The organism is Marinobacter alkalisoli, assembly GCF_045449795.1.
Taxonomy (GTDB): domain Bacteria; phylum Pseudomonadota; class Gammaproteobacteria; order Pseudomonadales; family Oleiphilaceae; genus Marinobacter.
In genome coordinates this window covers 34,298-58,757 of sequence record NZ_JBJJLB010000032.1, presented here as the reverse complement: position 1 = coordinate 58,757, position 24,460 = coordinate 34,298, and the positions used below count along the sequence as shown (strand labels likewise).

21 protein-coding genes and 1 tRNA gene are annotated in these 24,460 nt (G+C 57.5%); 4 read left to right on the top strand and 18 right to left on the bottom strand.

What is annotated here, in order from left to right; genetic code table 11:
* Positions 1 to 44 precede the first annotated feature (44 nt).
* From ACJO3M_RS15380 to ACJO3M_RS15350, 7 genes are all read right to left on the bottom strand, one after another.
* On the bottom strand, positions 45 to 887 hold the full coding sequence (locus tag ACJO3M_RS15380; RefSeq protein ID WP_407002271.1) for a DUF2797 domain-containing protein: 843 nt from the start codon (positions 885 to 887) through the stop codon (positions 45 to 47).
* Positions 884 to 1,174, bottom strand: a complete 291-nt coding sequence (locus ACJO3M_RS15375; protein WP_407002270.1) for a YeaC family protein — start codon at positions 1,172 to 1,174, stop codon at positions 884 to 886. Before ACJO3M_RS15375 ends, ACJO3M_RS15380 begins: the two co-directional genes overlap by 4 nt.
* 169 nt (positions 1,175 to 1,343) lie before the next feature.
* Positions 1,344 to 2,204, bottom strand: coding sequence for a rhomboid family intramembrane serine protease (locus ACJO3M_RS15370; protein ID WP_407002269.1), 861 nt, complete (start codon positions 2,202 to 2,204; stop codon positions 1,344 to 1,346).
* Between the two features lie 3 nt (positions 2,205 to 2,207).
* Positions 2,208 to 3,221 (bottom strand): metallophosphoesterase, encoded by a 1,014-nt coding sequence (locus ACJO3M_RS15365; RefSeq protein ID WP_407002268.1) that lies wholly within the window; start codon positions 3,219 to 3,221, stop codon positions 2,208 to 2,210.
* A gap of 2 nt (positions 3,222 to 3,223) precedes the next feature.
* Positions 3,224 to 4,108, bottom strand: coding sequence for an NAD(+) kinase (locus tag ACJO3M_RS15360; protein WP_127331485.1), 885 nt, complete (start codon positions 4,106 to 4,108; stop codon positions 3,224 to 3,226).
* A gap of 129 nt (positions 4,109 to 4,237) precedes the next feature.
* Complete coding sequence (locus ACJO3M_RS15355) at positions 4,238 to 5,488, bottom strand: DNA repair protein (protein ID WP_407002267.1); 1,251 nt, start codon at positions 5,486 to 5,488, stop codon at positions 4,238 to 4,240.
* Positions 5,489 to 5,680: 192 nt separating this feature from the next.
* The gene (locus ACJO3M_RS15350; protein WP_407002266.1) at positions 5,681 to 7,750 is read right to left on the bottom strand and encodes an oxidoreductase; all 2,070 of its coding nucleotides are present in this window, start codon (positions 7,748 to 7,750) and stop codon (positions 5,681 to 5,683) included.
* Between the two features lie 146 nt (positions 7,751 to 7,896).
* On the opposite strand from ACJO3M_RS15350, the gene ACJO3M_RS15345 reads away from it, so the two are divergent.
* On the top strand, positions 7,897 to 8,958 hold the full coding sequence (locus ACJO3M_RS15345) for an AraC family transcriptional regulator (protein WP_407002265.1): 1,062 nt from the start codon (positions 7,897 to 7,899) through the stop codon (positions 8,956 to 8,958).
* 63 nt (positions 8,959 to 9,021) lie between these two features.
* Here the strand turns inward: ACJO3M_RS15345 and ACJO3M_RS15340 are convergent.
* Together ACJO3M_RS15340 and ACJO3M_RS15335 are read right to left on the bottom strand one after the other, a co-directional pair.
* Positions 9,022 to 9,098: transfer RNA gene (locus ACJO3M_RS15340), tRNA-Asp, on the bottom strand.
* A 169-nt stretch (positions 9,099 to 9,267) separates the two neighbouring features.
* Entirely contained in the window at positions 9,268 to 10,299 is a 1,032-nt protein-coding gene (locus ACJO3M_RS15335; RefSeq protein WP_407002264.1) for an AraC family transcriptional regulator, read from the bottom strand.
* A 230-nt stretch (positions 10,300 to 10,529) separates the two neighbouring features.
* Here ACJO3M_RS15335 and ACJO3M_RS15330 point away from each other — a divergent pair, with 230 nt between their 5' ends.
* On the top strand, positions 10,530 to 11,402 hold the full coding sequence (locus ACJO3M_RS15330) for a MaoC/PaaZ C-terminal domain-containing protein (protein ID WP_407002263.1): 873 nt from the start codon (positions 10,530 to 10,532) through the stop codon (positions 11,400 to 11,402).
* Here the strand turns inward: ACJO3M_RS15330 and ACJO3M_RS15325 are convergent.
* The 6 genes from ACJO3M_RS15325 to pncC form a co-directional block, all read right to left on the bottom strand.
* Entirely contained in the window at positions 11,399 to 12,985 is a 1,587-nt protein-coding gene (locus ACJO3M_RS15325; protein ID WP_407002262.1) for an ATP-binding response regulator, read from the bottom strand. The genes ACJO3M_RS15330 and ACJO3M_RS15325 overlap by 4 nt on opposite strands.
* Positions 12,986 to 13,029: 44 nt before the next feature.
* The gene (gene fixJ / locus ACJO3M_RS15320) at positions 13,030 to 13,656 is read right to left on the bottom strand and encodes a response regulator FixJ (protein ID WP_407002261.1); all 627 of its coding nucleotides are present in this window, start codon (positions 13,654 to 13,656) and stop codon (positions 13,030 to 13,032) included.
* Positions 13,657 to 13,693: 37 nt separating this feature from the next.
* Complete coding sequence (locus ACJO3M_RS15315; RefSeq protein WP_407002260.1) at positions 13,694 to 16,102, bottom strand: Lon protease family protein; 2,409 nt, start codon at positions 16,100 to 16,102, stop codon at positions 13,694 to 13,696.
* Positions 16,103 to 16,257: 155 nt separating this feature from the next.
* Positions 16,258 to 16,719: a flavodoxin family protein gene (locus ACJO3M_RS15310; RefSeq protein ID WP_407002259.1), complete on the bottom strand. Its 462-nt coding sequence runs from the start codon at positions 16,717 to 16,719 to the stop codon at positions 16,258 to 16,260.
* A gap of 27 nt (positions 16,720 to 16,746) precedes the next feature.
* Positions 16,747 to 17,799, bottom strand: coding sequence for a recombinase RecA (gene recA / locus ACJO3M_RS15305; RefSeq protein ID WP_407002258.1), 1,053 nt, complete (start codon positions 17,797 to 17,799; stop codon positions 16,747 to 16,749).
* A 74-nt stretch (positions 17,800 to 17,873) separates the two neighbouring features.
* On the bottom strand, positions 17,874 to 18,374 hold the full coding sequence (gene pncC, locus ACJO3M_RS15300; RefSeq protein ID WP_407002257.1) for a nicotinamide-nucleotide amidase: 501 nt from the start codon (positions 18,372 to 18,374) through the stop codon (positions 17,874 to 17,876).
* A gap of 103 nt (positions 18,375 to 18,477) precedes the next feature.
* On the opposite strand from pncC, the gene mutS reads away from it, so the two are divergent.
* Together mutS and fdxA are read left to right on the top strand one after the other, a co-directional pair.
* The gene (gene mutS, locus ACJO3M_RS15295; RefSeq protein WP_407002255.1) at positions 18,478 to 21,117 is read left to right on the top strand and encodes a DNA mismatch repair protein MutS; all 2,640 of its coding nucleotides are present in this window, start codon (positions 18,478 to 18,480) and stop codon (positions 21,115 to 21,117) included.
* Positions 21,118 to 21,256: 139 nt separating this feature from the next.
* Positions 21,257 to 21,580, top strand: coding sequence for a ferredoxin FdxA (gene fdxA / locus ACJO3M_RS15290; protein WP_200364774.1), 324 nt, complete (start codon positions 21,257 to 21,259; stop codon positions 21,578 to 21,580).
* A gap of 78 nt (positions 21,581 to 21,658) precedes the next feature.
* On the opposite strand, the gene ACJO3M_RS15285 is transcribed toward fdxA, so the two are convergent.
* The 3 genes from ACJO3M_RS15285 to ACJO3M_RS15275 form a co-directional block, all read right to left on the bottom strand.
* Positions 21,659 to 22,291: a LysE family translocator gene (locus tag ACJO3M_RS15285; RefSeq protein WP_407002254.1), complete on the bottom strand. Its 633-nt coding sequence runs from the start codon at positions 22,289 to 22,291 to the stop codon at positions 21,659 to 21,661.
* Positions 22,292 to 22,328: 37 nt separating this feature from the next.
* Positions 22,329 to 23,363, bottom strand: a complete 1,035-nt coding sequence (locus ACJO3M_RS15280) for a hypothetical protein (RefSeq protein WP_407002253.1) — start codon at positions 23,361 to 23,363, stop codon at positions 22,329 to 22,331.
* Positions 23,364 to 23,501: 138 nt separating this feature from the next.
* A complete protein-coding gene (locus ACJO3M_RS15275; RefSeq protein WP_407002252.1) occupies positions 23,502 to 24,452 on the bottom strand; it encodes a DegV family protein in 951 nt (316 codons plus the stop codon).
* Positions 24,453 to 24,460 lie beyond the last annotated feature (8 nt).

The following is a 24,460-nucleotide window of genomic DNA, read 5'->3' as shown; positions in this document are numbered from 1 at the left end:
ATACGGACTACGCCTACCGACACGGATGTATCACTCGAGCGGACTCAGGGCCTGGGAAATACCCGGAAGCGGACGTCATAACCGGTGTATTTACGAATATTGATCACCCCGGTGTCGAGCATCAGGTACTGCCCCTTGATGCCCTGGAGTGTGCCTTCCGCCGAAGGCTCCTTGTCCAGATTATGGGTTTTGATTTTCTGCGGCCAGACCTGGACCGGATAACTGAGATCCAGACTCGGCTCATCCACTGCCTGCAAGGCATCTGCCCCATGGGCCGCTTTCAGCTGCTCCAGATCGTCGGCAATCAACGCCAACATCCGGTCGCGCTCGGCAACCAGGTCCATCTCGGGCACATCCCCCTTGAGCATGGCACGCCAATTGGTGCGATCGGCAACGTGCTGCTTGCAAGCCACTTCGACAAATCCGGCCAGTTGTCGGGTGGCGACCCGCATCATTGGAATCGCATCCACCGCGCCCTGGTCAATCCACCGGGTCGGCACCTGGGAAGCCCGGGTAATCCCCACTTTCAGTCCGGAGGAGTTTGCCAGATACACAACATGCTCAACCATGCAGTGTGTCTCACCCCATTCCGGCTCCCGGCAGGTGCCTTCGTGGTAATGGCACTTTTCCGGGCTCATGATGCAGGTATCACAGGCCGCCAGTTTGCGGAAACACGGGTAGCAATACCCCTGGCTGAAACTCTTTTTGGTGGTGCGGTTACAGTGTATACAACGAATGACACCGTCATAATCAATCTGTACCGGGTAACCGATCATTTCATTGAGCGGAACCCGGGTATCCCCGACCTGAATCACATAATCGACCGGCTGCCCCGCCTCCACTGGCATCTTTCGCAGCCGGCCACTCACATCCACCAATGCACTCAAGACTTGACCTCAACAAACTGCGACGAATCCACATCGCCAGAACCGGACGCCTGCTTTACCGATGGGTCACAGGCCGTTCCCGCCTTGCTTCCGCGATCCAGAAATCCGACTCGTTCGGTCTCGGGAATGCTGTGCAGGTTCTCGTAGTATATAACCGCTTCCAGGCAGATTTCGCGCTGCTCTGGCGTTAACTTACGGCCATCCGGCCATTTGCCCAGCTCAATGGAGCGTCGCAGGTTCTGGTAAACCGTTGGGTCCAGTCGCTCAATCAGCTCTTCGTATGTCATGGTCTTCTCCTGCAAAACGCTTCTGCTAAAAAAATAGTTGCAACGGGTTGACAGACGCAAATGATAATGATTATTATTAACTCACCAAATGACGAAGGTCGTATTCATTTGGTCTCTCTCATCAGGAGCTATAAGCTCTTTTAATGCCCCGCCTTTTGGCGGGGCTTTTTTATGTCCTTGCCACCCTCACCGGCAGCACGACCGACAATGCCAACCCGGCAATAAAGCCGCCAAGGTGGGCCTCGTTAGCCATACGCCCCAGCCCCAGCATTTCCGGTAACGGTGTAAAACCGATCACCATCCATACCACGGCGAACGTGACCAGAGCCGGCGGGAACTGGAACCTCGGCACACGTCGCTGGCTAAGCCAGCAATACCCCAGAATGCCGTAAACCACGCCGGACAAACCGCCAAATAAAGGCCCGGACACGAAATACTGCAAACCATTGGATACCAGGCTGGTAAAAATGAACAGACTCACCAGTCTGGCTTTACCATCAAACCACTCAATCTGGCTGCCCAGGAACCAGAGCATGACCGAGTTGAAAATAATATGGGTCCAGCTGAAATGCAGGAAATCCGGCGAAATCAGCCGCCAGACCTGGCCACTGGCAAGGGTCTCCCGCAAGGCGTACACCCTTGATGACACGGTGTTCCAATCAAAGCTTTGGGGATCAACCACCATCAACAGTGTGGAAATCTGGTTTCGGCCCATCCCGGTGATCCAGGCAGCCAGCACGGCAAGTACGATAATGCCCAACACCAGCGGCGCATGACGGGGAGACGGCTGCCAGCGCCCCCCGCGGTATACCTGAGAGTTACTGGCGGAATTCACTGCATTCCGCACCTCGGGCTCTTCCAGGAAGCGATCCAGAGCCCGCAGAACAGGCTCGGTGTGATCCGCGTTTTCCAGCCACAGTACCTGAAAACCACCTTCCTCGGTGATGCGGTGCGCCACCCCCTGCTCACGCAGCCAGCGGCTGAACCCCGCCAGGTCGACACTGACATCCATCTGCTTAACGCGATACACGAATTACCTCGCCACACTGTCTTCGCTGGTCGGATAGTCCGGTTGCTCCGGCCGGTCCACGTCCACCCAGACAAACTTGTCTTTCGACAGTGTACGCTCTCCATCCATGCGATAGGCCACCAGTTTGCCGTACTTAACGGCGCTGTAATCAATGCAGGCCACGTTCGCCTTCAACGGCGCGGGGCTGCTATCCATCCAGTAATGCCCAACAAAAACCGGCGGTTCACTCAACGGGTAGGAAATCAACTGACGGCGCTCCCCATCGGACAACGGCATACGGGCTACCTCCGGCGGCAGCGGGTCCGGCTGGAACACCACGTCGGCGTAGGTTTGCGGATTCTCCGCCCAGAACTTGGTGCGGAAGAATTCCCGCACGTAGCCATCCTTGCCGGTGATCTTCACGCCCTCGGGCAACCGCAGATCGGTCCCCCTCAGCAAGGTATCCATCACCTGCCCGGCAAAGGACTCAATGGCGGAAGACGCGTGCAGAAAATCTTCATCAATGCAGGCGCCACCCTGGGCATGCTTGAACTTGTTAATCAGATCACCATCCCAGCAGGCATGAACCACCCGGAACCCTTCCTCTTCAATGAACAGGGGAATGGTATAAAACCATTCGAGGAATTCGTTCCACTCATGGGGGTACGGCTCAAACTGTTGCAGGGTTTCCTGGATCAGCCGGTCATGGCGGGCGTTATGCTCTCGCAGCCATTTTTTCCCGCTGCCCGGCCGCGCCCGGGTGCAATAACCCAGGGCATTGTACTCATGGTTTCCCATCACGATTCGGGCTGAACCGTGCTCGACCATATCCCGCACCAGGTGCAACGCTTCACGGATACGGGGGCCCCGATCAATGATGTCGCCGATGAATATGGCCTGCCGGCGGGGGTGCTGGTAGACGCCGTTGACTTTCCGATACCCCATCTGATCCAGCAGTCGGGTCAATGTGTGGGCACACCCGTGAATATCGCCAATGATATCGTAACCACGACTCGCGGTTTGTATTTGTCCTGACATGCTCAACTCGCTGCAATCTCACTGGCCCAGCCCAGCTTACCGCGGCATGTGGCGTAAAAATTGTGATCCGTAGGATGAATAAGACGGATCTTGAAGGGTTTTTTGGTGATTCGGATGATGTCTCCGGGGGCACAGGCAATGTTCATCTGGCCATCGAAACTGATCTGGGGATAGGTCTCGTTGGTTTCACCGATAACCAGTTTGATCTCGCTCTTGCCATCCACCACGATGGGCCGGCTACTCAGGGTATGGGGGAACATGGGCACCAGCACGATGGCGTCCAGCTTGGGATGCATGATAGGTCCGCCGGCGGATAATGAATACGCGGTCGACCCCGTCGGAGTGGCCACAATAAGGCCATCCGAACGCTGGCTATATACGAAATGTCCGTCAATAAACAGGTCAAACCCGATCATTCGGGTGGACTTGCCGGGATGCAGCACCACGTCATTCAGTGCGGTCCCGAACCCCAGTGGCTGGCCATTGCGTTCCACATTACCATCCAGCAGGAAGCGGGTTTCCTCGATGTATTCGCCCTGCAGCACCTTTCCCAGGCGCTCTTCAAGGTCAGAGGGAGAAATATCGGTGAGGAACCCCAGGCGGCCACGATTGACCCCAAGCAAAGGGATCTTTGATTTGGCCAGCTCCCGCGCAGCTCCGAGAAGGCTGCCATCGCCACCCACCACGATCACCAGGTCACAGATCTCACCCAGCAGCTTTTTGCTGGCCACTTGCAGACCGTGGCCAGGCAGCATGCTGGCCGTGTCTTCCTCGATGATGACGTGGTAGTGATTATTGACCAGGTACTGCTTGAGCTGGCGCAGGGATTCCACCACCTTGACGCTGCCCATACGGCCAATCACGCCGATATTCCTGAATTGATCCATGTAGCTTCCTGTGGTGTCGGGAATGGAGCCGGGCCGGTTTCAGGACGGGACCCGGTGACGATCTTGAGACAGTTTAACGAAAGTCACACCGATACTGAAAAAAGAGTCGCCCCGGGATACAAAATCGGCTCACGCCGTAACCGGCTCCCGGTGCTTCTCACAACGGTCGTCCGTCCCCGCACGAAAGTCCGCAGGCTGGCTCACACGCATGACCGGCTCGCCACAGGCCTTGCCGTCATCCCCCTGATGCAGGCACACCGGGTTTTCGTAATGTTCGAGCCACTCCCGATAAGCGGGCTCGTTGAGACCACACCGTTCTGCGGCGTAGGCCACCGGGTTGTTGAAATAGGTCTCAATGTCATCGTAAGGAAGGGTAAGGTGCCCAACACCGGCGTGGTAGGCCACCAGGAAGACCGACTGGCGTTGCAGGTGCTCCATCACGGAGTTTTCCGGCGGTTCGCGGTGCCGCAGTTCATAGTTCTCCTGCTCAAGAGCCACGAGCTTGTCATCCCGCAGTTCCAGTTCCCGCTGCTTACGCTCAAGCTGTTCGCGGAGCAACACCATCTCGGCGTCGGAGTTGGCGTCCTTGCGAACGTCCTGCTCCGCCCCCTGGGTTATCTGCTCCTGCATGGTGAGGTACTGCTCGTTTCTCTCCGCCAGCCGTTTTTTGAGCTGTTCGTTGCTCAGGCGCTGGCGCTCATACTTCTGCTCCAACGCCGACATCTCGCTGCGTAGCGCCTGCATTTCCAGGCGATGCTCACGCTGAATATCCGACAACGAATCCCGGTGAACACTCTGGAGGGTCTTGATGCGCAGACGCTGTTCCCGGATCAATTGGGCCAGCCGTGCACGATCACCGGAGCCGGACGATGATTCCCCCGCATTCGATTCCGCCGCAAGCACCGGAATGTTTTCTTCCTGGGCAGGTTCAATCTTGCGAAACTTGAGGGAGTTGGCTTCCACCGCCTTGCGAATGGATTGGAAGTGGTTGCTACCCGGCGTCATGTCCGGGTCCCAGAGTTCCTCTGCGAACGACGGATCCGGGCACTGACTACGACACACCAGGCGAATGGGCCCGGCGCCCATATCGGGCCCCTTGGCGCCCTCCAGAGCAAGCTTTTCGATAGGAACATTCCAGTGGCTATCCGCGCGCCCTTCCTCATCAAAATAGATGCGGAAAAACACCAGCGACTGAACCTGGAGGTCCCCGGCGAGATCCACCAGGACTGCCTTTACATCGGTTTCCGCAAGATCGGACAGCCCGACATACCCATCAAGGAAGGCGCCGAATTCGGTCGCGCGCATTTGCCGCGACACATTGCTGCCGTCCATGAAAAACACCGCCGAATAACCATCGCTTGCCTGGTCGGCAGACACCATTGTTGACTCCCCGCTATTCCGAAACCTGACATCAACACGCCCAACACCCCGTAGGTGTTCCATTGTTGTTGAAGTCGGCGCCCTCGCCCCGGGCACTTGGGCCCGGGGCGAAATTTCAAACTGACAGACTTCCGGATAATAGTCTAGCCAGACTGGCGACGGGGAACAGCGAAAAACTGAAACGTTTTGTGATCAGATCTCCGCTGCCAAACGGCTACCCTGGTCGATAGCACGTTTGGCATCCAGCTCGGCCGCAACGTCGGCGCCGCCGATCAGGTGAACCGGAAGCCCGGCGGATTCCAGACCCTGCTGCAGCTCACGCAGTGGCTCCTGGCCAGCGCAGAGGATAATGGTATCTACCGGCAACAGCTTGTCTTCGCCCTGCTCCGCCCCCTTTGGAGTAACGGTGATGTGCAACCCTTCATCATCAATCCTGCGGTAAGTCACCCCCGGCACCATCTGTACCTGACGATTCTTGAGGGAGGTGCGGTGTATCCAGCCGGTGGTCTTGCCCAGATTCTTGCCCACTTTCGAGACCTTGCGCTGAAGCAGATAGACTTCCCGCGCCGGCTCGGGCACCTCTGGGGTTACCCCCTTGATGCCGCCACGGTGCTCAACGCTGAGGTCCACACCCCACTCCCGCATGAAGTGCTCCGGGTCCAGCGCCGCGGACGTACCTTTGTGAACGATGAATTCCGATACGTCGAAGCCAATGCCGCCGGCGCCAATCACCGCTACCTTCTGACCAACCGGCTTACGCTCCAGCAGCGCATCCAGATAGCCAATCACCTTGGGATGATCGACACCTTCGATCTCCGGCGTGCGGGGCTCGACACCCGTGGCCAGGACCACGTCATCAAAACCACCGGCCTTGAGTGCATCCACGTCGACCCGGGTGTTCAGGCGAACATCCACACCGTGCTTATCCAGCATGACACGGAAATAACGCAGGGTTTCGTAGAACTCTTCCTTGCCGGGGATACGCTTGGCCACATTGAACTGGCCACCAACTTCACTCCCCGCATCAAACAGGGTCACCTTGTGCCCGCGCTCCGCAGCCACCGTCGCAAACGCCAGGCCTGCCGGGCCGGCACCGACCACTGCGATGGATTTCGGAGACGCCGTCTTCACATAGCTGAGCTCGGTTTCATGACAGGCTCTCGGATTCACCAGGCAGGAGGTCAGTTTGCCGCCAAAGGTGTGATCCAGACAGGCCTGGTTGCAGCCAATACAGGTATTGATCTCATCCGCGCGGTCCTCCGCTGCCTTTTGCACCAGATCCGCATCGGCAAGGAATGGACGAGCCATTGAAACCATATCCGCATCGCCCTCCGCGAGAATCTTCTCCGCGACATCCGGCATGTTGATACGGTTGGTGGTCACCAGCGGAATCGACACTTCGTCTTTCATGCGTGCAGTGACTTTGGAGAACGCGCCACGGGGCACCGAAGTGGCAATGGTCGGTACACGGGCTTCATGCCAACCGATACCGGTATTGATAATGGTCGCACCGGCTTTCTCGATTTCCTTCGCCAGATGAACCACCTCGTCCCAGGTGCTGCCATCCTCAATCAGGTCAAGCATCGACAGCCGATAGATCAGGATAAATTCGTTACCTACCCGCTCGCGAACGCGGCGCACGATTTCAATTGGCAGGCGGATGCGGTTTTCGTAACTGCCACCCCAGCGATCCGTACGATGGTTGGTGTGGGAAACGATGAACTGGTTAATGAAATATCCCTCGGAACCCATGACCTCTACGCCGTCGTAACCGGCACGCTGTGCCAGTGCAGCGCAATTCACGTAATCCTGGATCTGCTTCTCGATACCGGCCTCATCAAGCTCATTCGGCTTGAACGGGTTGATCGGCGCCTGAATCGCAGAGGGTGCTACCAGCGTCGGGGCATAGGCGTAGCGCCCCGCATGCAGAATCTGCATACAGATTTTGCCGTCCGCCTCGTGGACTGCCCGGGTAATTACCTGGTGCCGGTCCGCTTCTTCCTCGGTGCTCATCTTGGCCGCGTGCTGAAACACACCACCTTCCTCATTGGGCGCGATACCACCGGTAACGATCAGACCAGCCCCGCCCCGGGCACGCTCGGCGTAAAAGGCAGCCAGGCGGTCAAAACCGTGCTTCGCTTCTTCCAGGCCCGTGTGCATGGACCCCATCAGGGTGCGGTTACGCAAACGGGTAAAGCCCAGATCCAGTGGCTCCAGAAGGTTCGGGTATTTCTTCACGCCGGGGGTCGATGCTGCGGTCATAATCTCTCTCCTCAGTATTTATCCGGGCTGATCGAAAACCAATGCCAGCCCTTTTGATGAGGCTAAATTACCGATGCACCTTGCAATGAACAATATCCCCGAATTACATTTTGATATCTTCAAACAACACATCCGGAAGAGCCATCATGGAAGCGACATCAGCCCGACGCCGTAACTCACTGGGAGACATCAGTGTTCTTTACGTTTCAGTCCTGATGAGAGCCGTTGCCGCAGAGGGAAAAAGCCCCACCCCCCTGCTTGAGCGATTCCGCCTCAACGACGAGGCCCTGGCATCTCCGGATGCCCGTATCAGCATTCCCCGCTTCATGCGCCTGGGGCAGGCCGCCATTGAACTGACCGGTCAGCCCGCAATTGGCCTGACCATGGGCACACTGAGCCGCCCGGTGGATGCCGGTATCGCCGGGCTGGCCGGCCAGTGCGACGCCACCATCGGGGAGGCACTGACCACCCTGATCCGCTACAGCCTGCTGACCAGCCACAATAGCCGGGGCGCCTCACATACCAGCCACAGCGGGCAACAGGCACATTTTTACTCCATACGCCCCTACAACGTGTTCAACTTCTTTGTGGTCGACTCAGTGCTGGCTGCCTGGACCCAGTTTGTACGCACCATCAGCGGCCAGCAGGCGGTTCTTGAGCGAGTAACCATCGAGTACCCGTCCATTGGTCTGGATGCGCAGTTTGAAGACTGGTTTGGCTGTCCGGTTTACTTTGGTGCTGACAGCAACAGCATTACCCTTGCCCCGGACATACTCCACCTTCCCTCCAGGGACGCACAAAGCGCCGTTCATGCCGCCCTGGTGCGACAATGTGAAGACGCGTTGCGGAAAATACGCCACGGTTGGACGACGGGAGACAAGGTCAGGGACCTTCTGACACCCTTACTGCGAGGGGAAACGCCCTCCCTGGAAACCATCGCAACCCGTCTTGGAACGGCCCCATGGACTCTGCAACGGCAACTGGCGGAGGAACAGACGGGGTTTCGGGAACTGGTGGATGAAACACGAAAGGAACTGGCGGCTGACTATATCCGGGAAACCAGGACATCTCTGGCGGAAATTGCCTGGCTGCTCGGCTTCGCCAATCCGGCGGCCTTTCACAAAGCCTACAAGCGCTGGTTTGACATCAGCCCGGGTGAGCACCGCAAGCAGTTCCATGAGGAACAGAGAGTCAAAGGCATACGCTGAAAAGCGTATTTCAGGAATATCAGATAACGGATAAAGACGAAGATCAAATCAGGGAAGGAAAAATGGCGGAGCGGACGGGACTCGAACCCGCGACCCCCGGCGTGACAGGCCGGTATTCTAACCAGCTGAACTACCGCTCCGCGTTGGCTATCACCTTCCGAACTGAACATCACTTTCTCGTTTGAGATCAGCTTGTTCCGCTCATCACAGTCAGGGGCCTGACTGCTTGGTGACAACGAGGGCGCATTATAAAGAGGCCCCCGTTTATGTCAACGATTTTTTCCAAAAAACTTTAAAAAGATGGATGCCTTACATGGCATCAATCATCGCATCCTTGCCCTGCGCGGTTTTGCGGTACTCAATCGGCGTCATACCCGACCACCGCTTGAACGCACGGTAAAAGGTACTGGGTTCGGAAAAACCGGTCAGGTAGACGATCTCATCAATGGATTCGTCCGTGGTCGCCAGCAATTGACGCGCCAGCCGGTAGCGGAAATCCGCCAGCACCTGATTAAAGCTGGTCTCGGCTTCGGTCAGCCGGGTACGAAGCGTACGGGGCTTGATACCCAGCCGCTCGGCCACCGCATCCAGAGTGACTTCCCCGCTATCGAGTAGCTCCGCCACGATGCGCTCGACCTGGCCGACGATGTCTTTCTTCTCAAGGCGAGCCACCTGCTCACTGGCAAATCGCTCATGGAGGTCCAGCAGTTCCGGCTCGGCATGGGGTGACGCATGGGACAGCATCGCCGCCGGAAAATACAGTCGATTTTCCTCGGCTCCGAAGACCACATCACATCCCAGCACTTCCGCCACATGATCCTGCCCACGATCACGCTGATGCTCAAATTCAATGCGGGATGGCTGGAATTCCCCTTCGGTAATCGACTGGAAAAAGATGATCATTCCCTGCACGAAACATTCGTTGAAATGCTTGAGGCGACTGATCTCCTCGGACGCGGCGTCCAGCACCATGCAGGCGTTGTCACCTTCAATGAAGAAGTCGGTGTTGGCGGCGTCACTCAGCAGACGCTGATAGTTCTGAGCCCGGCGCAGGCCTTCACCAAAGTTGGGACTGCTCAGAAAGAGATACTCAAGCACCTGTCCCTTGTAGGCGGGAAGTAACTGTCCCAGATGCAAACCGATATCAGGGTCACCGGAAACATCCTCTACTGCCTGCCAGAAGTAAACCTGAGCGCTATGGGGTGTTCTTAGCTGGTCGGTGTATACGTACTTTTCGTCCACACCCAACCGGCTGAATATTGCATCTGTGTCGATACCCTTCCGTTTCATCGCCTCATAGATCAGGCGCAACATCACTCCTGCGTCACGAAGTTCCTGCATAACATCCCGCTTTATAGTTGTGTTTGAAAACCGCCTTGGCCCATGGGACAAACCCCACCGGGAACCAAGTCAATGCCGAATCCGGCCGGGTTTGCCAGACTTTATACCTTGGTCTTATATTAGAGCATATCAGGCCAGATGCGCACAGTTGTACCAGATTGTTTACACATCTCACCTTTTTGGTCACCAATTGGAATCTAACTGTTTCAAAGTGTTGGAGATTTAACGATATGTCCGATGTGTCTGTCTACCAGAGCCGTCCACCTTCACTCTGGACACTGTATGGCAAGGCCATACTGCCCAAAGGCCAGAAAGCCAGCGGTGACCTGGAAATTCCCGGCCTCAGGTCGAGCCTGGTGGGCGTCAGTACGGCCAACGATAACCTGAAACGCTACCAGAAGGTATGTGGCTTTGCGACACAAACCCACGCCCCCATCACCTGGCCCCACATACTGGCGTTTCCGCTTCACCTGAAGTTACTGACCGAGAAAGCCTTTCCCCTGCCCTTGCTGGGCCTGGTCCACCTGCGCAACACCATCACGCAGCACAGACCCATCAGAATTGGCGAAACTCTGGACATCGACGTCCGGCTGGACGGACAGAACCAGGGAGCGAAGGGACTTGAGTTTGACCTGGTCACGGAAGTGAGCTCAGCCGGAAAGCTGGTATGGGAAGAAGTCAGCACCAACCTGTTCCGGCAGCCGCAACAGGGTGAGAAAACAAAACCCGGAAAACCACCGGAGCTGCAGCGTTACCCCAACACCCTGAACATCAATGCGCCGGAATCCATTGGTCGCCAGTACGCCAAGGTATCCGGGGACCGCAACCCCATCCACCTGCATGCACTGACGGCCAGGGCGTTCGGGTTCCCCCGGGCTATCGCCCATGGCATGTGGAGCAAGGCACAGGTTCTGGCACTGCTGGAGCAGCAGGCGGGCTGGAAACATGAAGCCGTATCGGTGGCCTGTCAGTTCAAGAAACCGCTGTTTCTGCCGGGCACGGCCCAGCTTAACTGGCAAACCGGTGACAGTAACTGGGACTACCAGCTACTGAACGCAAAGGGCGATGCACCCCACCTGACCGGGAACATCACCTGGGGCTAAGCGCCCCGCTCGGTGAGTTCATTAACCTCACAGGGATTCCCCTCGGCGCCCGCAACGGGCAACGTGAAGAAAAAGCGGGCGCCACCATCTTCCGGCCTTTCAAACCCGATATCGCCACCCTGGGCCTGAATCAGCGAGCGGCACATGGAAAGGCCAATGCCCATGCCATCGTCTTTTGTTGAGTAGAAAGGCAGGAAAAGCTTCTCCTCGGCACCCTCCGGCAGGCCCGTGCCGTAGTCCCTCACTTCTATTCGCACACAGCTACTGCCTGTCATGGCCGCCGAGACCTCCACCGGAGCCGAGGAACCGGCACTGCCTGTGGCCTCCAGGGCGTTGCGAATCAGGTTCAGGGCCACCTGCTGCACCTGGATCGGGTCCGCCAGAACGTCTGGCACGTCATCCGCCACAGTGACTTCAATTCCACCCTCGTTGTTGCGCATGTCCACCTCAGCGAACTGCCGGGTATCCTCCAGCAACGCCGGTACGGACAGGGTTTCCTTACCGGTCGCCGGCTTCTTCATGAAACGGCGGATACGGCGGATAATTTCGCTGGCACGATGGGATTGAGCCTCAATCTTGTCGAGGGTTTCCTGAAGCAGGTCCCGGTCCAGATCTTCTTTGGCCATCATGCGCTTGGCGACACGGGCATAATTGGTAATGGCGGTCAGCGGCTGGTTGACCTCATGGGCAAAGCCGGCGGCCATTTCGCCCATGGTGGACAGCCTCGACGCGTGCGCCAGCTGATCCCGCTGCTCCTGAACAATCGCCCTGGCGTCTTCCAGCGCCTGCTCGCTTTCCAGCTCGGCAGTGATATCCCGGAACACGACCACAGCACCACGAAGCTCTTCACCATCCAGCTTGGGCGTGGAACGGTACTCGGCGGGAAACGACGTCCCATCGGGCCGGCCCATGACAATATTTCTCTGGTTCTCGGCAACCCCCTGGCGACAGGTTGACTGCACCGGATGCTGCGAGGTACCCGCACCAACGTCGGCGCAATGAAGATCAAAGAAATTACGGCCAATCAACTCTTCCGCCGGGGTACGTACGATCAGCGCGGCGGCGGGGTTGGCAAAAACGATGGTGCCTTCGGCATCCAGGCCGTAAATGCCCTCACTGATGGAGTTCAGAATGCGGGCCTGGTCACTCTCCAGTTGCCGGTTTCGCTCCTGGAGTTCACGTTCGAGGCGGATAACGCGGGCGTGGGTCTTTACCCGTGCGATGACTTCCTGAGCCTGGAACGGTTTGGAAATATAGTCTGCACCACCCAGACCAAACCCCTTCACCTTGGCCTGGACATCATCCAGGGCCGACAGGAATACAACGGCGCAGTCAGAGGTGACCGGATCGGCTTTCAATCGCTCACACACCTGATAGCCGTCTAGCTCCGGCATCATGATATCCAGCAGGATCACTTCTGGCTGGTGGCGGTGTGCCAGGTCCAGTGCCTTTTCGCCGTCATTGGCGATTAGCAGGCGATAGCCTTTGTCTTTCAGGGTCTCATAGAGGACTTTCAGGTTCTGCGGATTATCATCCACGAGCAGAACCGTCGCCTCTGCGGTCTCGCTGACAGCTTCAGTCATATAAACAGGCCGGTTGAAATGTTAACCGTATCATGCCGGCCTATTCAGCGGGCGTCGATAAGGTCCTTTACGGACAGAACCATACGAACCAGGTGCGCCAGGGAGTGAGTCCCCATCTTGTGCATCACCCGCGAGCGGTGGATTTCGACAGTGCGCTGACTGATTTCCAGTTCAATGGCGATCACCTTGTTGGCCTGACCCTCGATCATCCGGTCCATGATCTCATGTTCCCGGGGCGTCAGGCTTTTGATGCGCTTGATGATTTCCTGCTTCTCATCCAGAGATTTCCGCTGCTCAAGATCCTGCTCCAGAGCGGCTTCAATTTTCTCCAGCAACGCCTCTTCGCGGTATGGCTTCTGGATAAAGTCCACCGCGCCCTCTTTCATGGCATCCACCGCCATGGGCACATCACCGTGACCGGTCACAAAAATAATCGGCAGAATGGAGTGTTTTTCATTGAGCTTTTTCTGAAGCTCCATGCCATCCATCCCCGGCATGCGGATATCCAGCACGATACAACCGGCCATTTTCTCGGAGTAATCCCGCAGAAAAGCCGTGGCGTTCTCGTAGGTCTTTACCGGCTTGCCGTCGGACTTGAGCAGCAGCTCCAGTGAGTCACGGACGGCTTCGTCATCTTCTACCACGTAAACGGTTTGCTGGATATCAGTCATGTGATCTTACTCTCCTGTCCTTTATTATCTTGTCCGGTCAGTGGATTGACGGATCTTTGTGATCATCCCGGGCGTGCTCCTGGCGCTCATGCTCGCGCATTTTTTCGAGGCGTTGCTGGATAATGCCAAAAACACTCTGCTTCGGGTACCGGCCCTTGGCATCGGCCTTGCCCGCGGGTTTACCCAGCAGCAATGTGATCGCCTCCTCCGCACGACTGACGGAATAAACCGCGAACTGATCCTTACGTACAGCCTGGACCACTTCGCTGTCCAACATCAGGTTCTGCACATTAGTAGCCGGAAGGACCACCCCCTGGGCACCCGTAAGGCCGCCCTTGAGCTGACAGGTGTGGAAAAAACCTTCAACCTTCTCGTTGACGCCACCAATCGGCTGTACCTCGCCAAACTGGTTCACCGAGCCGGTAATCGCCAGATCCTGGCGAACCGGCAGTCCGGACAAAGCGGACACCAGGGCACACAACTCTGCCAGAGAAGCGCTGTCACCATCCACTTCCCCATAGTTCTGTTCGAACGTCAGGCTGGCAGACAGATGCATGGGATCATTGACGGCAAAATGGGCTGCCAGCCAGGAGCTGAGGATCATCACCCCTTTCGAGTGGATATTCCCCCCCAGTTTGACGTCCCGTTCAATGTCCATCACCGCGCCATCACCATAATAGCAGGTGGCAGTGATCCGGTTTGATAAGCCAAATTCGAAACCACCCGTGGACAGCACCGACAGGGCATTCACCTGCCCGACGCAAGTCCCTGTCGTGGACACCAGTGTCGAACCGTCCCGGATGGAATCATAGAACTGATCGCGGATACGGCTGCTGCGATACTTCGCGCTCTCCAGCGCACGCTCCACATGAACATCCTGAATCAGCCGTGCCCCGGCCTGACGGGCCCAGAAATCCGATTCCCGCAGCAGGTTGGCAATGTCCGCCGCGTGGAGTGAAAGCCGATCCTGATGATCGGCCATACGGGCACTGTATTCGATGATCCGCGCCACCGCCTTGTTGTTGCAGTGCAGCAGCTTCTTCTCGTTGACCAGGCTGGCAATGAACTTGGCGTACAGCAGCTGGCTGTCATCGGTGCGGTACATTTCGTTCTCGAAATCCGCTGTAACCCGGAACAATTCGGCAAACTCGGGATCGTAATCCTGCAGCAGCATCCAGGTTTCGCGGTCACCGAACAGTACAATCTTGACGTCCAGGGGAACGGCTTCCGGTTCGATGGAAATGGTTCCGGACAGGGTCATTTCCCGCTCCAGGGAATTGATCTGAATCGATTTGGAACGCAATGCCCGCTTCAGCCCGTCCCAGACAAATGGCTGCTCCAGCACCTTGATGGCATCCATCAACAGGTAGCCGCCATTGGCCCGGTGCAGGCTCCCCGGCCGAATCAGGGAGAAGTCGGTAAACACCGTGCCCTTGTAGGTTACGTTCTCCACATAACCGAACAGGTTGTGGTAGGTCGGATTGTCTTCCACCACCACCGGAACCTCATCGTTTTTCTGGTGAACCAACACGTTGACCAGATAGCGGCGGGGCATTTTCTTGTCCAGAGAGGCGTAGGCAATGGCGGCCTGCTCCTCATTGTCTTCAAGAAAGATATCCAGGCTTTCAGCCAGATCAGCGCGCACCGCCTCGAAATAAGCCACGACTTCTGGCAAATCCTTGTACTTGGCAATCAGCTCATCAAGCTGGTGCCCGGAAATACCCTCCAGAGTCTCCTGATTGAGAGCCATCTGTTTCTCGGCATACTCCTGTTCCCAGTCCGCCAGTTTACGCAGCGCCTGGCGCAGCTTTTTCTCAAGCTTGTTGATAGAGTCCTCGAACTTGTCGCGCTGCTCATCGGTCAGTTCCTTGAACGATTCAGCAGTATGGGGTTCGTCTCCATTCATTGCCACCAAGCGGTAACCGCCCGGTGTCGAGACCGTCAGGCTGACCTTCTTGCGCCTGGCCTGGCTGGCCACTTTTTCCAGTTCGTCTTCCTGCTTTTTTCCATACTCGTTCTTGAGCTGTTCCGCGCGCTCCAGGAAACTGTCGCTGTCAAACGTCTGGGGGATCATTTTCATCAGCCTCCCCATCAGCCGCTCCATATCCTGTTTCAGGGTATTACCCTTGCCTGCGGGCAAACGGAGCAGCTTTGGTATGCGGGGCTCCTCGAAATTGGCCACGTAACACCAGTCATGGCTACTCTGCTCGGTGTCCACATGATGCTCCAGATACCGGAGCATCATGGTGCGCTTACCCAAGCCGTTACGGCCGACGGCATAGACGTTGTAACCGCTATGGGGCATGGCCAGTGCAAAACGGACGGCTTCCTGGGCCCGGTTCTGGCCAACGATTTCAGCCAACGGCTCCAGTTGCCGGGTGGTCTTGAATGGCAGATCTTTTAGGACACAGGCTTTGTATAGCTGATGCAGGGACAGTGACTTCAAGGTTCGGTCCTGTAACGGTCTGAATGCTTTGGCGATCCCCCCTTCGGGTGTGAAACGCCAAACGGGTTAGTTCCATGGCCGGTCATTGTAGAATCTGCCGCCCGCTATGTCGCGTTCCCACCAAAGATTTCTGCAATCGTTACGCCGGACATGCGTTACAGCAGACCAGCATCAAGGCTGGCTGCCACGTACATTCCCAGTTCCCGGCACTGCTCCTCAAACTCGTGCTTATAGTCGCCACGGCAGATCAGAGGTTCCTGTACGAGTTTCCAGCGCAGGCCGGTGGTGATGCTTTCGATGGCGCGGTTGGTGCCGGTGCCATCGTGGCCGGCGCGAATGTAGTAGGCAAAAGGCAGGCCCTGGGTCAGTTCCAGGCAGGGGTAGTAGCTGCGATCAAAGAAGTCTTTGAGGGCGCCACTCATGTAACCGAGGTTTTCAGTGGTACCGAGGATGATGGCATCGCAGGCGAGGATGTCATCGGGGCCAGCCTCCAGCGGTGCTTTGACCACCACCTCGACGGCCTCGATGTCTTCATGGCAGGCACCGTCTTTAACGGCGTCGCGCAATCGTAGGGTATTCGGGGAAGGCGCGTGAGCGACGATTAATAGTCGTTTCATGGCATCCTCCCCCAAAAGGCTGGAACCTTAAAGCAGCTCACCATTGGCTTCCGCCGGCTCTTCTGCAGCCGCCGCATCTTTCTTGGAAACCGGCTTTGGCATCAGCTTGTCACGCACCTTGGCTTCGATTTCGTGGGCGATTTCCAGGTTTTCTTCAAGGTACTTGCAGGCATTGGCCTTGCCCTGGCCGATCTTGTCACCGTTGTAGGCGTACCAGGCACCGGACTTGTCCACGAAACCTTCCTTCACGCCCATATCAAGCACTTCGGCCATGTGGTAGATGCCCTTGCCGTACATGATCTGGAATTCGGCCTGTTTGAACGGCGGGGATACCTTGTTCTTGACCACTTTGACGCGGGTTTCGTTGCCCACCACTTCGTCGCCGTCTTTAACGGCACCGATGCGACGGATGTCGAGACGTACGGAGGAGTAGAATTTCAGGGCGTTGCCACCGGTGGTGGTTTCCGGAGAGCCGAACATAACGCCGATCTTCATGCGGATCTGGTTGATGAACACCAACAGGCAGCTGGCGTGCTTGACGTTACCGGTCAGTTTACGCAGGGCCTGGGACATCAGACGGGCCTGCAGGCCAACGTGGCTGTCACCCATTTCGCCTTCGATTTCGGCTTTTGGCGTGAGGGCCGCAACGGAGTCGACGATGATGACGTCAACCGCATTGGAGCGAACCAGCATGTCGGCGATTTCCAGGGCCTGTTCGCCGGTGTCCGGCTGGGAAACCAGCAATTCGTCAACGTTGACGCCCAGCTTTTCGGCATACACAGGATCCAGGGCGTGCTCGGCGTCGACGAAGGCGCAGGTTTTGCCCTGCTTCTGGGCTTCGGCAATCACCTGGAGGGTCAGCGTGGTTTTACCGGAGCTTTCCGGGCCGTAGATTTCGACAATCCGACCGTATGGCAGGCCACCAATACCGAGGGCAACATCCAACCCCAGGGAACCGGTGGAAACCGCAGGGATGGCTTCACGGGGCTGATCGCCCATTTTCATCACGGCGCCCTTGCCGAACTGGCGCTCGATCTGGCTCAGTGCTGCGCTTAATGCTTTCTTGCGGTTGTCTTCCATCGGTGCGAAACCCTCATTCCTGTATATTTGAACAGTATTAAAACATAACCCGTCGGCGAGACCAACCCCTGTTTTCAGGCTGCCCCGAGAAACGCTGTAACGCCCTGAAGTACATACAAAACAGCCTGTCTTCGGACCTCATCCCGATCACCCGGGAAGCATTCTACCCTGGCCACGGTATCGTCCGGGCCGGTGCCCCAGGCAAACCAGACCGTGCCCACAGGCTTGTCATCACTGCCGCCACCAGGGCCGGCTACGCCACTGATCGCGACCGCTACGCCAGCACCGGTAGCGGCCAGGGCGCCCGCCACCATTTCCCGCACCACCGGTTCGCTCACGGCACCATGTTCTTCCAGGGACCTTTCGGTGACGCCAAGCAATTTTATTTTTGCCTCATTGCTGTAAGTCACCAACCCCGCTTCTACGTATGCAGAAGATCCGGCGCGGTCAGTCAGCACCTTGGCAACCCAGCCGCCTGTGCAACTCTCAGCCGTGGCAATCGTGCGCTCCTGACGGATCAATTCATCCCCGAGACGATTCCCGGCATCCGCGAGTTGTTCATCGGTCACAGACATAATCCTCTCCCTCGTTTCATCCGGAGCATTAGGAGCTATTCAGAGGCTCCCTATTTTCTTACAATCCCCGACTCTGTAAAAAGCCAATGATCCGGACGTCTTCATGTCAGTAGCCCAGACCGACCTATCCCAGCACACGCCGATGATGAGGCAGTATCTCAAAATCAAGGGCGAACACCCGAATGAAATGGTGTTCTACCGTATGGGAGACTTTTACGAGCTGTTCTACGATGACGCCAAAAAAGCGGCGGAGCTGATGGACATTACGCTCACCGCCCGCGGTCAGTCCGGTGGCAGTCCGATTCCCATGGCCGGGATTCCATACCATTCCGCTGAAGGTTACATTGCACGGCTGGTGCGGGCAGGTCAATCCATCGCCATTTGCGAACAGATTGGTGATCCGGCCACCAGCAAGGGTCCGGTGGAGCGGCAGGTCGTTCGCATTGTCACGCCCGGCACCCTGAGTGACGATGCGTTCCTGGAGGACCGTCGCGACAACCTGCTGGTGGCGATCCACAGCCACCGCGAACAATTCGGCTTTGCTTCTCTGGACATTTCCAGTGGTCGCTTTGCCGTGTCCGAACTGGAAAGCCTCGAGGCCCTTCAGGGCGAACTCCAGCGCCTGCGCCCGGCAGAGATCCTGATCAGCGAGGACTTCCCTTACGAGGAACTGCTGGAAGGCTTCACCGGCATTCGCAGACAAGGCCCCTGGCTGTTTGAGTCCGACACCGCCCGCCGGGTGATTACCCAGCAACTCCAGGTGCGGGACCTGACCGGCTTCGGCTGCGAGGACCTGACCCTGGCGATCTGTGCCGCCGGCTGCCTGCTGCAATACGCCCGGGAAACCCAGCGTACGTCCCTGCCCCACATTCGTAAGCTGACTCGCGAGCGCCGCGAGGAAGCCGTTATCCTGGACGCCACCAGTCGTCGCAATCTGGAAATCGACACCAATCTGATGGGCGGCCATCAACACACCCTGGCCTGGGTGATGGACAAAACCGCTACTTCCATGGGTGGCCGCGAGCTACGTCGCTGGCTCAATCGGCCCCTGCGGGACGTTGACGTGGTACAACAGCGCCAGCAGGCGGTCTCCGCCCTTCTGGACGGCTTCCACTATGAGCCGGTTCACGATCTTCTGAAAACCGTGGGGGATATTGAGCGGGTACTTGCCCGGGTCGCGCTGCGATCAGCACGGCCCCGGGACCTGGCCCGGCTGAGGGATGCGTTTCAGGCCCTGCCGGACCTGCAGGAAGCATTGAAACCGGTCAGTTCCCACCACATCGTCAAACTGGCGTCCATCATCGGGGAATATCCGGAACTGTCTGACCTGCTGGAGCGGTCGATCATCGACAACCCGCCCGTGGTGATCCGCGACGGCGGCGTCATCCGCGAGGGCTTTGACGAAGAGCTGGACGAACTGCGCAACATCAGCGAAAACGCCGGCCAGTACCTGCTGGACGTAGAAACCCGGGAGAAAGAACGTACCGGCATCACCACCCTGAAGGTGGGCTACAACCGGGTTCACGGCTACTACATTGAAATCAGCCGCGCCCAGTCCGACCAGGCGCCGGTGGACTACATCCGCCGCCAGACCCTGAAGAATGCCGAGCGTTTTATCACGCCGGAACTGAAAGAATTCGAGGACAAAGCCCTGAGCGCCAAGAGCCGCGCCCTGGCCCGGGAGAAATCCCTCTACGACGAGGTGCTGGAAACCGTTGCCGCGGAACTGGCGCCGCTGCAGGATGCAGCCCAGGCCCTTGCCGAACTCGACGTACTGAGTAACTTTGCCGAGCGCGCCACCAGTCTGCGCTTCTGTGCGCCCGAGTTCAGTGAGATGCCGGGCTTTGATATCGAGGAAGGCCGTCATCCGGTTGTAGAGCAGTTGCTGAGCGAGCCTTACGTACCCAATGACCTGCTGATGGACACCCAGCGTCGCATGCTGGTGATCACCGGCCCCAACATGGGCGGTAAGTCCACCTACATGCGCCAGGCGGCACTGATTGCCCTGCTGGCCTATACCGGCAGTTTTGTGCCGGCCAACCGCGCGATTATTGGGCCAGTGGACCGCATCTTTACCCGCATGGGTTCCTCCGATGACATCGCCGGCGGCCGCTCCACCTTCATGGTGGAAATGACGGAAACCGCCAACATTCTCCACAACGCCACCGAGTACAGCCTGGTACTGATGGACGAGGTGGGGCGTGGTACCAGTACCTTCGACGGCCTGTCCCTGGCCTGGGCCACCGCCGAGCACCTGGCCAAGGAAACTCGTTGCTACACCCTGTTCGCCACCCATTACTTCGAGCTGACGCAACTGGCCGAAGAGCTGCGGCACGCGGTCAACGTGCACCTGACTGCCACCGAACACGATGACAGCATTGTGTTCCTGCACAACGTCCACGACGGCCCGGCCAGTCAGAGCTACGGCCTGCAGGTGGCCAAGCTCGCCGGGGTTCCCCAGGACGTCATCCGCAATGCCAGGGCCCAGTTGACCCATCTGGAAGGCAACAGCACACCGGTGAATCCGATTGCGCCAGCACAGGCAGGCGGGCAAGAAGAAACCAGGGCCACGCCAGCTGTCAGTGAACCAAGGGTGAATGAGCCGGTATGGCAGGGGGACATGTTCGCCAGCATGGAGCCAAGCGCGGTAGAGGAAGCCCTGAAAACACTCGACGTGGATGACCTGACACCGCGGGAAGCGCTGAACCGGCTGTACGAACTAAAACAATTAATGGCGAAGTAGACGGCAAATCCGGCCGGATTGATCTAAGTAATAAGTTTATAGCGGCCTGACGCTTGCGGGAGCGGGGGTCGCTCCCTACAATATCGCGCACTTCATATTATAAACTGATGAGACTGACCACTGGACCAGGAATCAAACTATGGCCTTTATCGTTACTGATAACTGTATCAAGTGTAAATACACCGACTGCGTAGAGGTGTGTCCGGTTGACTGCTTCTACGAAGGCCCGAACTTTCTGGTGATCGACCCGGACGAGTGTATTGACTGCGCCCTGTGCGAGCCGGAATGCCCTGCCGAAGCGATTTTCTCCGAAGACGAACTGCCCGCCGATCAGGTCGAGTTTGTTGAGATCAACGCTGATCTGGCTGGCAAATGGCCGAACATCACCGAGAAGAAAGACCCGCTCCCGGACGCCGAAGAATGGGATGGTAAGCCCAACAAGCTCCAGTACCTGGAGAAGTAATCCCAGCGCGTCCCGTGACGTGAATCAGAAAAGGGAAGCCTCGGCTTCCCTTTTTCTTTGCCCGGTCGGGAACCTGCATCAGTTCGTCGCCAGCTTTGCCCCCATGGCCACAAAGAACCCGCCCGTCAACGCATTCAGCGCACGCTTGAGCCGGACACTGGCGCCCAGCCCCCGGAACCGGACAACCACCCACGCCAGCCCACATTGCCAGAACATCGCCAACAGGAAATGCACCCCTGCCAGAATCAGTGACTGCTGGAAAGCATTGCCGGACGGATCCACGAACTGCGGCAACAATGCCATGTAGAACAACGCGGTTTTGGGGTTGAGAACGTTGGAAAGCAGACCTTCCCGAAAAGACAGCCAGCGGGAAACAGGGCGCCGGGCCACCGGGGATTCGACAGCGCGGGGCTCATCGCCGCGCTTGATGGCCTGCCGCAGAGAACCGATACCCAGCCACACCAGATAGCAGGCGCCTGCCCACTTGAGCGCGGAGAAGGCCCAGGCCGTCTCCACCAACAAAATGGAAATACCCAGTGCGGACAATGAGGCGTGAATGAAGAGACCGCTACAGATACCCACGCTGGTCACGCAGCCATCCTTCAGCCCACCCCGGCCGGTGTTGCGCATCACCAGCAGGGTATCGACTCCCGGGGTGACGGTCAGCAGCGTGATGGCCACAAGGTAGGCCCAGAACAGTTCCGAAAACAACAGCGCCTCCACTTATACAAGCCGGAGGCGCTCGCTGTCAGGCCTCCTGCTGGAGAATCTTTTTCGCCGCGGCGGATTTGTAGAACGATGACAAGCGGCGGCGGACCAGGGCCTCAACATAACCCTCTTCCCGCAAAACGTCCACAATGGGCAGAATGAAACCATCGATCTCCGACATGATGACCTCTCTGGTAACGCCAACGTCATTCAGCAGGTCGGAAATGGGCCGGTCACCGTATTTGGCAAACAGATGAGACACTACCGCCCTGACGCAGCCTTCAAAGTACGGCGTCTTACGGAACTGCAGCCAGAACTCGTACCCCATGACCACGAATTCCTGCAACTGAATGTCACCCAGCCCTTCGTGCAGGTCTTCAATGGTGCGATCTTCCACCGCCACCCAGGCCGCCATCACGCTGTCTCGCAGCTCACTGTCGGACAGGGCGCGATGCAGGAACTGTTCACTGCGGTTGATCAGCCCGGGCAAGCTGTCGGACAGCCACGCCTTGATCCGCCGTTCGAAGGTCTCGTCCAGGCCTGGCACAGCCCTGTTGGCCATGCGCTTGCCAAACTTCATTACTGAGCCCACCGCCGGAACCGACTTGGTAATCAGGTTGTCTTCATAGAGATAATTGACCAGCCCGTGATACACCACATTGGAGACCAGCTCCTGGTAGACCGGGTGGGCCATGATTTCGCTGATGATCCGTTCCCGCTGCTGCCGTAACTCCAGCGCCTCCTCCAGAAAACCGGTGGCCTGCTCGCGGGTAAGGATCTCGCCCAGGGTTGTCTCGGCCTGTACCGGGGCATTCAGCACCTCCGTGGCCATTTCCGCAGCCATTTCAGGAAGCCCGTCCCCCAACTCCATATCCACAACGATGCGCTGGATCACCCCCATCACCTGCTCTTCCGAGGTTATGCGGCCAAGGGTAATCTCGTCTGCATAACGCAACAGCTCATCGACTTCATGCTCTACAAACTTGCGCAGTTTCGCGCCCTTCAGCGCCGCCATTTCATGCTTGACGTGCTGCTCAAGCAGCTCGTTGGCGAGATCCGTATTGCCTTTTGTCATGGTGTCAGCTGTCCTGTTTCTGGAATGGAATCCGATGGCCAGAGGCTAACACGAAGACCGACGGGAAAGGTTTGCCAAAAATACGGCCAGGCGGGTGCGGCCCGGCCAGTGGCCATCAACTGAAGGGAAGACCAGCCATTACTGGAAATCTTTGAAATCATGGGGCTCAGCCGCCAGCGACAGACAGAGACTGCCTGGCCCCACATAAATACTGCTGGTGATTCCCATCTGGGAGAGCAGTAACTCCACACCGTTACGTTCGCAGGCATCCCGGAGTTGGTTCAGGCCCGGCAGATCCTCGATTTCGGTCCAGGTCAGCCCACAGGAAAGACAGACATAGGGAGTGAGCAAACCCGCGTCAACCCTGGCCGCGGCGTAGTTCATCACTTTCTCGACCGCGACATCGAAACTTCGCGTTTTCGCTACCGGAGTACCAACAGCGCCCTGGCCGAAAATAACCGGAGTAATATTCAGAGCCTTGCCCAGAAATGCCACCAGAGCAGAGACACTCTTGTCGCCACGACGACGGGCACGCTCGCGGATGTAGTGAAGATCCCTGGGAATCACACAGGTATAGATTTTATCCGTGAAGCGGTCCACTTCATTACGCAGAGCATTCTTCGATATTTTCTGCCCGATCAACCGAAGAGTATGAGCAGCGAGCAACCCCTGCCCTGCGAATATCTGCTTACTGTCGATCACCCGCATGGAGAACCGACCTTCCCGCCCAGCGGCTTTCCGTGGCTCCTGGTAGTGTGCCATGACACTGTTCATCGCTTCGGTGGCGTTCTGAAAAATGAGGCTTCGCGTTCTGGTAACCGTTTCACAGATCGCCAGATCGTACTGTGTCACGATTTTTTCCATGAACAGGTCATGGATCTGCTCAGCGGTGAATGCCTGGGTTTCGGCGTGGTGCCCTCGCTGCAAAAGGCCACTTTGATAGAACTCCTGGGTACGAACAGGATCATGTTCATCAATATAGGTCTGGCCGTCGATCACCGCGGTGACGGGAAGTACAAACAGATCGTGCTTGCGACTGAACTCATAGGGCAAATCGCACGCAGAATCCACGATTAAACCAACTCGCATGGGTGCCT

What these genes read in the sequence shown, in the direction of transcription:
- ACJO3M_RS15375 (WP_407002270.1), bottom strand. Translation starts at nt 1,174, where the DNA reads ATGACATACGAAGAGCTGATTGAGCGACTGGACCCAACGGTTTACCAG.
- ACJO3M_RS15365 (WP_407002268.1), bottom strand. Translation starts at nt 3,221, where the DNA reads ATGTCAGGACAAATACAAACCGCGAGTCGTGGTTACGATATCATTGGC.
- ACJO3M_RS15360 (WP_127331485.1), bottom strand. Translation starts at nt 4,108, where the DNA reads ATGGATCAATTCAGGAATATCGGCGTGATTGGCCGTATGGGCAGCGTC.
- ACJO3M_RS15355 (WP_407002267.1), bottom strand. Translation starts at nt 5,488, where the DNA reads ATGGTGTCTGCCGACCAGGCAAGCGATGGTTATTCGGCGGTGTTTTTC.
- ACJO3M_RS15350 (WP_407002266.1), bottom strand. Translation starts at nt 7,750, where the DNA reads ATGACCGCAGCATCGACCCCCGGCGTGAAGAAATACCCGAACCTTCTG.
- ACJO3M_RS15345 (WP_407002265.1), top strand. Translation starts at nt 7,897, where the DNA reads ATGGAAGCGACATCAGCCCGACGCCGTAACTCACTGGGAGACATCAGT.
- ACJO3M_RS15335 (WP_407002264.1), bottom strand. Translation starts at nt 10,299, where the DNA reads ATGCAGGAACTTCGTGACGCAGGAGTGATGTTGCGCCTGATCTATGAG.
- ACJO3M_RS15330 (WP_407002263.1), top strand. Translation starts at nt 10,530, where the DNA reads ATGTCCGATGTGTCTGTCTACCAGAGCCGTCCACCTTCACTCTGGACA.
- ACJO3M_RS15325 (WP_407002262.1), bottom strand. Translation starts at nt 12,985, where the DNA reads ATGACTGAAGCTGTCAGCGAGACCGCAGAGGCGACGGTTCTGCTCGTG.
- fixJ (WP_407002261.1), bottom strand. Translation starts at nt 13,656, where the DNA reads ATGACTGATATCCAGCAAACCGTTTACGTGGTAGAAGATGACGAAGCC.
- ACJO3M_RS15310 (WP_407002259.1), bottom strand. Translation starts at nt 16,719, where the DNA reads ATGAAACGACTATTAATCGTCGCTCACGCGCCTTCCCCGAATACCCTA.
- recA (WP_407002258.1), bottom strand. Translation starts at nt 17,799, where the DNA reads ATGGAAGACAACCGCAAGAAAGCATTAAGCGCAGCACTGAGCCAGATC.
- pncC (WP_407002257.1), bottom strand. Translation starts at nt 18,374, where the DNA reads ATGTCTGTGACCGATGAACAACTCGCGGATGCCGGGAATCGTCTCGGG.
- mutS (WP_407002255.1), top strand. Translation starts at nt 18,478, where the DNA reads ATGTCAGTAGCCCAGACCGACCTATCCCAGCACACGCCGATGATGAGG.
- fdxA (WP_200364774.1), top strand. Translation starts at nt 21,257, where the DNA reads ATGGCCTTTATCGTTACTGATAACTGTATCAAGTGTAAATACACCGAC.
- ACJO3M_RS15280 (WP_407002253.1), bottom strand. Translation starts at nt 23,363, where the DNA reads ATGACAAAAGGCAATACGGATCTCGCCAACGAGCTGCTTGAGCAGCAC.
- ACJO3M_RS15275 (WP_407002252.1), bottom strand. Translation starts at nt 24,452, where the DNA reads ATGCGAGTTGGTTTAATCGTGGATTCTGCGTGCGATTTGCCCTATGAG.